This is a genomic window from Thermoflexus sp., from assembly GCF_042408365.1.
Lineage (GTDB): Bacteria > Chloroflexota > Anaerolineae > Thermoflexales > Thermoflexaceae > Thermoflexus.
The window spans coordinates 1-7,711 of record NZ_JBHOQJ010000065.1 but is presented as its reverse complement, the minus strand read 5'-3'; the positions used below and the strand labels follow the sequence as shown (position 1 = coordinate 7,711).

At 64.5% G+C, this 7,711-nt stretch carries 6 protein-coding genes and 3 tRNA genes; 5 read left to right on the top strand and 4 right to left on the bottom strand.

Going from position 1 to position 7,711, the window contains the following annotated elements:
- Positions 1-346: 346 nt before the first annotated feature.
- Positions 347-2,041, top strand: a complete 1,695-nt coding sequence (locus ACFMO5_RS02925; protein WP_376791272.1) for an ABC transporter substrate-binding protein — start codon at positions 347-349, stop codon at positions 2,039-2,041.
- A gap of 94 nt (positions 2,042-2,135) precedes the next feature.
- Here ACFMO5_RS02925 and ACFMO5_RS02920 read toward each other — a convergent pair whose 3' ends face one another.
- The 4 genes from ACFMO5_RS02920 to ACFMO5_RS02905 all read right to left on the bottom strand — a co-directional run bounded on the left by ACFMO5_RS02920 (position 2,136) and on the right by ACFMO5_RS02905 (position 6,727).
- Positions 2,136-2,903, bottom strand: a complete 768-nt coding sequence (locus ACFMO5_RS02920) for a hypothetical protein (RefSeq protein ID WP_376791271.1) — start codon at positions 2,901-2,903, stop codon at positions 2,136-2,138.
- A gap of 149 nt (positions 2,904-3,052) precedes the next feature.
- Positions 3,053-3,901, bottom strand: coding sequence for a purine-nucleoside phosphorylase (locus ACFMO5_RS02915; protein WP_376791270.1), 849 nt, complete (start codon positions 3,899-3,901; stop codon positions 3,053-3,055).
- A gap of 189 nt (positions 3,902-4,090) precedes the next feature.
- Positions 4,091-4,723 carry a PH domain-containing protein gene (locus tag ACFMO5_RS02910; protein ID WP_376791269.1) on the bottom strand — a complete coding sequence of 211 codons (633 nt, stop codon included), beginning with the start codon at positions 4,721-4,723 and terminating at the stop codon, positions 4,091-4,093.
- 99 nt (positions 4,724-4,822) lie between these two features.
- Positions 4,823-6,727 carry a bifunctional homocysteine S-methyltransferase/methylenetetrahydrofolate reductase gene (locus ACFMO5_RS02905; RefSeq protein WP_376791268.1) on the bottom strand — a complete coding sequence of 635 codons (1,905 nt, stop codon included), beginning with the start codon at positions 6,725-6,727 and terminating at the stop codon, positions 4,823-4,825.
- Between the two features lie 448 nt (positions 6,728-7,175).
- On the opposite strand from ACFMO5_RS02905, the gene ACFMO5_RS02900 reads away from it, so the two are divergent.
- The 4 genes from ACFMO5_RS02900 to ACFMO5_RS02885 all read left to right on the top strand — a co-directional run.
- A tRNA-Thr gene (locus ACFMO5_RS02900) sits at positions 7,176-7,248 on the top strand.
- Between the two features lie 6 nt (positions 7,249-7,254).
- Positions 7,255-7,337: transfer RNA gene (locus ACFMO5_RS02895), tRNA-Tyr, on the top strand.
- Between the two features lie 80 nt (positions 7,338-7,417).
- Positions 7,418-7,490 (top strand) — tRNA-Thr (locus ACFMO5_RS02890).
- Positions 7,491-7,575: 85 nt separating this feature from the next.
- The coding region (locus ACFMO5_RS02885) for a GTP-binding protein (protein WP_376790827.1) at positions 7,576-7,711 on the top strand (136 nt) is incomplete at its 3' end.

Here is a 7,711-nt window from a genome sequence, read left to right as displayed (position 1 = left end):
CTCCGCATCCTCCTCGCGGGTCGAAGGATGGCCCTGACGCCGGTGCCACCAGGCGCGGGCGCAGAACACGTATTCCCCAATCTCATGGGCCCGGATCCATGGGCGGAAGGCAGGATCCATCGGTTCGTTCCTCGCCACGCTTCGTCGGTCGTGTTTCCTCCACACTGGTTTTAGGGATAACGGAACATGCGGATGCCAATGGGAGGGTCAGGCCTTGTGCCTTCCCTATCCCCGTTTTTCCTAACGGTTGACGGAGGTTTCGGTTCCAGCTATATTTGTAAAGCAGGCTCCTGATGGAGCCCGCCAGGTTTCTATAGGTCCCCACACCTCGAAAGGAGGAGAAGCCATGCGTCGGAACGGTTTTGTGCATGTGCTGGCGCTGCTTGCCCTGGCGCTGGCGGCCTGTGCGCCAGCGGCCACCCCGACGCCAACGGCCACGGTTCCGCCCCCCACACCCACCCCGCCTCCTGCCGCCACCCCCACCCCCGACTTCCAGCCGATGAAAGTCGAGGCACCGGATTGCAATTACGGTGGGGAGTTTAAAGCGATCGAGGCGGTCGACCAGTATACCGTCCGCTTTACCTTATGCTACCCGGATCCCGCCTTCCCGTCCAAGGTCGCCTTCGCCGCCTTCGCCATCCAGGATAAGGATTATCTCGACGCGAACGGCGGCGATTCGGTCAAGATGAGCGAGAAGCCCAACGGGACGGGGCCTTACAAGGTTAAGGAGTGGATCCGGGGCGACCGCATCATCTTCGAGGCCAACCCGGACTACTGGGGCGAGAAAGCCAAGGCCAAGACCCTGATCTTCCGCTGGTCCAAGGAGGCGGCGGCGCGCCTGCTGGAGCTCCAGGCGGGCACGGTGGACGGCATCGACAACCCCAACCCCGAGGATTTCGCGACCATTCAGCAGAACCCTAACCTGAAGCTTTACATCCGCCCGCCGCTGAACATCGCCTATCTGGGCCTGAACAACACCAAGCCGCCGTTGGACAACGAGAAGGTCCGCCAGGCCATTGCGATGGCCATCGACCGGGAGCGGCTGGTCAAGAACTTCTACCCGGCGGGCTCGATGGTCGCAGAGCAGTTCGTGCCGCCGGCCTTGAAGCCCGGCTACACGGAGGGTCTGAAGTGGTATGACTACAACCCCGCGGAGGCGAAGCGGCTCCTGGCCGAGGCGGGCTACCCCAACGGCTTCGACATCACCCTCTCCTTCCGGGACGTGGTGCGCGGCTACCTGCCGGAGCCGAGCAAGGTGGCCCAGGACATCCAGGCCCAGCTGGCCGAGGTCGGCATCCGGGTCAAGATCAACGTGATGGAGTCCGGCGCGTTCTTGGACTCGGTGGCAGCGGGCAACGAGGCCATGTATCTCCTGGGCTGGCTGGCCGACTACCCGGACGCCACGAACTTCTATGATTACCACTTCGCCAACGAGGCCAACAAGCAGTTCGGCAACCTCTTCCCGGATCTGGTGGAGGAGATCCGGGCGGCGGCCAAGCTGAGCGATCCGGCGGAGCGCCAGAAGCACTACGATAAGGTCAACGAGCTGATCAAGCAGCACGTCCCGATGATCCCCCTGGCCCACGGCGTCTCCGCCGCGGCCTTCAAGGCCACCGTGCAGGGCGCCCACGCCAGCCCGCTCAACAACGAGCGCTTCTCGGTGATGGATCCCGGGAAGGATGAGCTGGTCTGGATGCAGAACGCGGAGCCCATCGCCCTCTGGTGCGCCGATGAGACCGACGGCGAGACCTTCCGGGCCTGCGAGCAGGTCTATGAGTCCCTGTTGGCGTACAAGGTCGGCGGCGTCGAGGTCGAGCCGGCCCTGGCGGAGCGCTATGAGGCCAACGCCGATCTCACCGTGTGGACTTTCTACCTCCGCAAGGGGGTGAAGTTCCACAACGGCGCCGAGCTGGACGCCAACGATGTGGTGGCCACCTTCAAGGCCCAGTGGGATGCGAAGGATCCCAACCACAAGGGCCGCACAGGGACCTTCGAATACTTCAACGCCTTCTTCGGGGCTTTCCTGAACGCGGGGCAATGAGATCGTTGAAGCGCAGCTGGAAGGGGGCGAAGCGCCCGGGCGCTTCGCCCCCTTTGATTTGTTCTCCTCGTCCCTCTCCACGTGTCGGGGTCGATCAGCCGCCTTCCGGGGGTGGGATCATCACAGGGACCTCACAGATCGCGGCCTCCCGTCCGGCGATATCCACCACCACCACGCGAAGCCGATAGCGGCCCGGCTGCGGGAAGAACGGTCGGGGGTCGAGGAGCCAGAGCGGCCCTTGAACAACCGGTTGCCGCACGACGTCCCCCAGGGTCACCCATTGGCCTCCCGTATACGGCCCGTTGATTTCCACCTTATAGAACTGGAAAGCCGGATGAGTGGCCGTGCCGATCAAGGAGATCGGTTGGGAGATCACCTGGCCTGGGGAAGGGAATTCGATCTGCGCGTTCGGATCCGGACAGCGCCCCCGAAGCGGCGTCGGGGTCGCCGTCGGCGAAGGGGAAGGGGAGGGAAGGAGGGGAGGCGAGGGGGAGGGACGCGGCAGGGGTGTGAAGGGCAGTATTGGGAGGGGGGAAACGGTGGGCGTGGGCGGGCGGAGCCCCGGAAGCGTTGGGGACGGGAGCCGCGCCGACGTGGGGGTGACGGGGGGCGCGGGGGAAGGACTTAGGATACCCAGGCCCACGAGCAGCCAGAGGCCCACGCCAAGGATCAACAGAAATGCGGCCCGCAACAGCCCGTTGACCAGCTCCATGGCGGCCATCTCCCGTTCCACCCGGAAAAAGGCACGAGCCAGCCGGCGATAGGCCCGCCAGGCCTGCCCTAGGGTGATCAGCAGCAGGAAGCCAATCCCCCCATAAAGGACCGGAGCCAGGGATTCCAGTAAGGTGCGCAGGGTCTCCATTTTCGCCCTCAGGGATGTAGGTGGCCTTTGGTAGAAGCCGGCAAGACCGGCGCTTTCGGCGCCCGGCTCTCAAGGATGAAGGAGACATTTGGACCCTCCTTCCCCGCGCCACGACCTGGGCCTCCGCTCCACCTCCTCCCCTGCGTGTCCTAGGCTGGGATCCGCCGCAGCACGCCGCGGATGATGGCCATCAGCCGCGGGACCAGGACCCGCCCGGCCTGGAGGACCTCCTCGTGGGTAGGGGGTTCGAAGGCGTCCGGGTTCAAAACGTTTGAGATCCCCGATAGGCCGAGGACGCGCATCCCCCCGTGGCAGGCCACGATCACCTCCGGGACGGTGGACATTCCGACCGCGTCGGCGCCGATCAGGCGCAGGAACCGCACTTCCGCTGGCGTCTCGAAACTGGGGCCGCCTAACATCACGTAGACCCCTTCGTGGACGGGGATGCCTTGGGCCTCCGCGACCTCCCGGGCCAGCGCCCGGAGCTCCGGGTCATAGGCGCGGGAGAGGTCCGGAAAGCGCGGCCCCCAATCCGCCTCGTTCGGCCCGCGAAGGGGATTGGCCCCGGCCATCCCGAAGAGGCCGATGTGATCGCGGAGGATCATGACATCCCCGGGCCGGAAGGCGGGGTTCAGCCCCCCGGCCGCGTTGGTGAGGATCAAAGTGCGAACGCCCAGAAGCTGCATCACGCGAATGGGGAGGGTGATCCGCTGGACGGAATGGCCCTCATAGAAATGGGCCCGCCCCTGAAGGACCATCACCGGATGTCCTTCCAGCCGCCCGATGATCACCCGACCGGGATGCCCCTCCACCGTGGCGGCCGGGAAGCCCGGGATCTCCGTGAAGGCCATCGCCATCGGTGCCTCGACCGCCTCCGCCAGGGCGGCCAGGCCGGAGCCCAGGACCAGCCCGATTCGCGGTTGAAGCGGGATCCGTTCCCGGATCCACGCGGCAGCGGCTTCGTATTCCGCCCGAGGGATCGCTTCATGGACGTGCATAGCGCTCTCCTGATTTTTCGTTTGAACTCCTTTCAAAACCCGCTTCCGGGATGCCTCCCGGCGGGAAATGGGAAGACCCCTCCCCGTGGCCTTTGGGGCCACGGAGATCCTGGGCACCCACAAGGGGTGTCCCTACAATGATGGGAAGGCCGGTTGTAGGGGCGCAGGCCTGGTGCCTGCCCATGGGGTTCAGGACCCCTGACGTTTCAACAGAGCCTGTCGTTTCTCTTCGAATTCCTGATCGCTCAGCAGGCCGCTGCGGCGCAACGCCTCTAATTGCGCCAGCAAGATCGCTGTCTCGCCGCCCCCAGGGCTCTCCAGGCCCAGATGTTCTCCCAGCGCAGCCTTCTGATCCAACATGACCTGTTTGAAGCGCAGGGGGTTGGCGATCCGGCTCAGCCGGTTCACCCCGATCTCGCTGCCCGTGAGGATCTCAATATCCCCATAGTTCAGGAGGCGTCCGAGTAAAGATTGCCGCAGGACCACATCGTTGACCTTTTCCAGGGAGGAATCGAAGACGTTCTTGTTCAGGACCCCTTCCACCTGGATCACCCGTCGCGTGGTGACCAGATATACCTCGTTCCACCAGCGAAGCAGGGAGTGAATTAACAGCACGAGGGGGATCGCCGCCAGGGCCAGCCCGGCGATGACCACCGGCAGGGTGAACGGGGGGAAAAGGATGCCGCTGGCGATGGTGAGGCCGATCAAAATCCCGGCTGGGATCCCATAGCCCAGCGTGGGGCGAATAAGGACCAAGGCGTGCTGGCGGGTCCGGAAAAGGATCCGTTCGTTCTCGCCTAACAGCTGTTCGATATAGCCCATGGGAGCCCCCTATGCTTGAAAAGTATAAATCCCGATCACGTTCCAGGAACCTCTGGGAGCTATGGCGACTGCTGAAGGCAGCCCAGGCTTCGCATCTCCTTACTCTGGCGTCCCATGCGGGCGCCGATGAGCGGGGATGGCTTCCATGATCTGGAAGACCAGGTCATAGCGGCCCATGGGCGGCATCACATAGAGGCCCTGAGCGAATTCGGCCAGCTCCGCCGCCGCTTCCTGAGCCAGGCGAAGCCCTTCCAGTCGCGCCCGCTCCTCCCCGGCCCGTCGGAGGCGTTCCCGGACGGCCTCCGGCACCTGGATGCCCGGGACTTCGTTGTGCAGGAACTCGGCGTGACGGAGGCTCATCAGCGGGAGCACCCCGGCCAGGACCGGGATGGGGATGGGGCCTTCTTGTTCCTCGTAGCGTCGCAGGAAATCCCTTAGCGCAGCAGGCTCATAAACCGGTTGGGTCATGATGAAGTCCGCCCCTGCGCGGATCTTCCGGCGCAGCGCCTTCATCTCGCGCGCCGGGTCCGGCGCGTTGAAGTTCAGGGCAACGCCCACAAAGAACGCCGTCGGCTGGCCGATGGATTCCCCGGCGTGATCCAGGCCGGCGTTGAATCGCTCTTTAATCAATCGGACCAGGCCGGACGGCACGATATCCATCGCATCGGTGGCCTCCGGGTAATCCCCTTGAGTCGGGGGATCTCCCATCACGACGAACAGGTTGCGCACGCCTAAAGCGTGGATGGCCAGAAGATCCGACTGGATGCGCAGGAGGTTGCGCCCTCGAGTGGGAAAGTGAAGGATGGTCTCCATGCCCACATGGTTCTGAACCAGGAAGGCCAAGGCCCATGGGCTCATCCGCAGCCGGGCCATCGGGCTATCCGCGATGTTCAAGGCATCCACCCCGCCTGCTTTCAGCGTGCGGACTACTTCCAAGAGGGCGCTGGCGTCGTGGCCCCGGGGGGGATCCACCTCCACGCTCACCACGAAGAAGCCTGCGCGGAGACGGCGGGCCAGGTCCGTGGGTTCGGGCTTGGCATGGGCGGGGGGTGTGACGGCGCGGAGGATCGGGCGGTGCTCCTCCGCCGAGGGCTCCGAGCGGGCCTCGAGGACCCGCCGCATCGCTGCGATGTGCTCCGGAGTTGTTCCACAGCATCCTCCCAGGATCCGCACCCCAAGGGCCAGAAAGCGCGAGGCGTATTCCGCGAAATAATCCGGCGTGGCGGGGTAGCGGAGGCGTCCAGCGGCCATCTCCGGCCAGCCCGCGTTCGGCATCACCACGAGGTAGGGCGGGGGCCCGCCAGCGGCCGCCACGCGGGAGGCCATGCGGCGGATCACTGGGAGCAGTTTCGCAGGCCCTACGGAGCAGTTCGCCCCGATGATGGGAACCCTCAGCTCCAGGAGGGCCTCAACGACCTCCTCGGGGGTGTGGCCCATCAGGGTGTGGCCGTCCTGCGCGAAGGTCATCTCGGCGATGATCGGTAGATGAGGGGCGGCTTCCTGAGCCGCCCGGATGGCCTCCACAAGCTCCGGGAGGGCCGAGAAGGTTTCCAGGATCAGGGCGTCCACACCGGCCTCCGCCAGCGCGGCGATCTGCTCCCGGAAGGCTTCCCGGGCTTCCACCGCTTTCACCCGACCCAAGGGGGCAAGGGGCACGCCCAGCGGCCCTACGGAGCCAGCAATCCACACGGGGCGCTCCACCTCCGCGGCGGCCTGTCGGGCCAACGCCACAGCGGCGCGATTCAACATCCCCACCCGATCCGCCAAGCCGTGTTCCGCCAGACGATAACGGTTCGCCCCGAAGGTGTTCGTCTCCAGCAGCTCCGCCCCGGCTTGAAGGTAAGCGCGATGGATCTCCAGAACGACCTCAGGGACTTCGATGTTCAGCGCCTCGTAGCAGCGATCGAACGAGAAGCCCCGCGCGTAAAGCATGGTGCCCATTGCCCCGTCGGCCAGCAGAGGGCCTTGCGCCAGGCGCTCGAGCAAAGGCGGTTTCGTCACCATGGTCGGCTCCTCTGGCTGCGTTACCACAATTCTTGCGGATCAGGATTCGCATCATCACGCGGGTGGAGATCCTGGGAAGGATCTCGGAAGCAATGTTTTCCTCTCCTCTGGATTGTATCATATCGCATACAGCCTGCTTTCAGCCCTAAATCCCGCGAAGCGTCCGGATCATCGCACCAAGCGATGGTTAAGTCTTGCGGAGGTGTTGGTGGCAGGGCGTTTGAATGCCCCTCTTGGGGAGCCTTCCCCAACCCCCGAAGGGTTTCATTCCTCACCGCCCCTTGGGCGACAGGGGGAGGCAGATGATCTCGCCGGGGTTACGCGGTTGAGGGAAGGGTGAAGGATGGTTTGACGGAGGGGATCACTCGTGGCTATAATCCGGGATCGGAACAGGGTCTTTGCCGGCTTGACCGCCATGATCCGGACCGGGTATAATTGCAGCTGGGACGCCGACGTAGCTCAACCGGTAGAGCAAGCGCCTTGTAAGCGCGAGGTTGCGGGTTCGAGTCCCGCCGTCGGCTTCGCGAGGGCGGGTACCCAAGTGGCCAACGGGGCCTGGCTGTAAACCAGGTGGCGGAAGCCTTCGGGGGTTCGAATCCCTCCCCGCCCACTCGTCGATCGTCGGCGTTCCTCCTCCCTGAGGCCTGCTTGTCCCGTAGGCCCAGGGGGATTTTTTATGAATTGATGCGAGCCCACGTAGCTCAGGCGGCAGAGCACACCCTTGGTAAGGGTGGGGTCACGGGTTCGAGTCCCGTCGTGGGCTCCTAATGGTTCCAGCGCCAGGACAAGGTAGCTGGCAACCCGGATTTTTCCGCCCTAACCTTACAGCACAATCCAGGAGGACAGCGATGGGGAAGGCGATGTTTGTGCGGGCGAAGCCGCATGTGAATGTGGGGACGATTGGGCATATTGATCATGGGAAGACGACGTTGACGTCGGCGATTACGAAGGTGTTATCGTTCAAGGGGTTAGCGGAGTATGTGC

What these genes read in the sequence shown, in the direction of transcription:
- ACFMO5_RS02925 (WP_376791272.1), top strand. Translation starts at nt 347, where the DNA reads ATGCGTCGGAACGGTTTTGTGCATGTGCTGGCGCTGCTTGCCCTGGCG.
- ACFMO5_RS02920 (WP_376791271.1), bottom strand. Translation starts at nt 2,903, where the DNA reads ATGGAGACCCTGCGCACCTTACTGGAATCCCTGGCTCCGGTCCTTTAT.
- ACFMO5_RS02915 (WP_376791270.1), bottom strand. Translation starts at nt 3,901, where the DNA reads ATGCACGTCCATGAAGCGATCCCTCGGGCGGAATACGAAGCCGCTGCC.
- ACFMO5_RS02910 (WP_376791269.1), bottom strand. Translation starts at nt 4,723, where the DNA reads ATGGGCTATATCGAACAGCTGTTAGGCGAGAACGAACGGATCCTTTTC.
- ACFMO5_RS02905 (WP_376791268.1), bottom strand. Translation starts at nt 6,727, where the DNA reads ATGGTGACGAAACCGCCTTTGCTCGAGCGCCTGGCGCAAGGCCCTCTG.